The sequence below is a fragment of the Novacetimonas pomaceti genome (assembly GCF_003207955.1).
Taxonomy (GTDB): domain Bacteria; phylum Pseudomonadota; class Alphaproteobacteria; order Acetobacterales; family Acetobacteraceae; genus Novacetimonas; species Novacetimonas pomaceti.
In genome coordinates this window covers 1-572 of sequence record NZ_NOXG01000138.1, presented here as the reverse complement: position 1 = coordinate 572, position 572 = coordinate 1, and the positions used below count along the sequence as shown (strand labels likewise).

Here is a 572-nt window from a genome sequence, read left to right as displayed (position 1 = left end):
CTGCTGACAGCCCGGCCACGGCACTATCGCCAGGATACAGAAGCCCAGGACATTTTTAAAAAGAGTTCCCCGGTGTCATGGCGGCGATCAGGTCCAGACATCCCGGAAAAGATATCGAAATCTGGTGGTCTGACGAGGCGCGGATCGGCCAGAAAACGAAGCTGACCCGACGGTGGGCGAAACGGGGCACCCGGCCCCGGGCCGTTGCTGACCTGCGCACCAGATCCGCGTGGATTTTCGGGGCCATCTGTCCTGAAAAGGGAGCGGCCGCAGGCCTCGTGCTCCCTGTCTGCAACCTGCACGGCATGCAGCTCCATCTCGCGGAGATTTCACGCACGGTCGCGCAGGGCGCTCACGCCGTCCTCATTGTGGATCAGGCCGCATGGCATACCAGTCAGAAGCTGGATGTTCCCTACAATATCACCATTCTCCCGCTGCCTCCCCGGGCTCCTGAACTGAACCCGGTGGAAAATCTCTGGCAGTTCCTGCGCAATACATGGCTCTCAAACAGGATCTTCAGAACCTATGACGATATCGTTGATATCGCCTGCCATGCCTGGAACCAGCTCGTC

At 59.4% G+C, this 572-nt stretch carries 1 pseudogene; it reads left to right on the top strand.

The window, feature by feature from the left end:
* A pseudogene (locus CFR71_RS16065) lies at positions 1 to 572 on the top strand (IS630 family transposase); the annotation flags it as partial.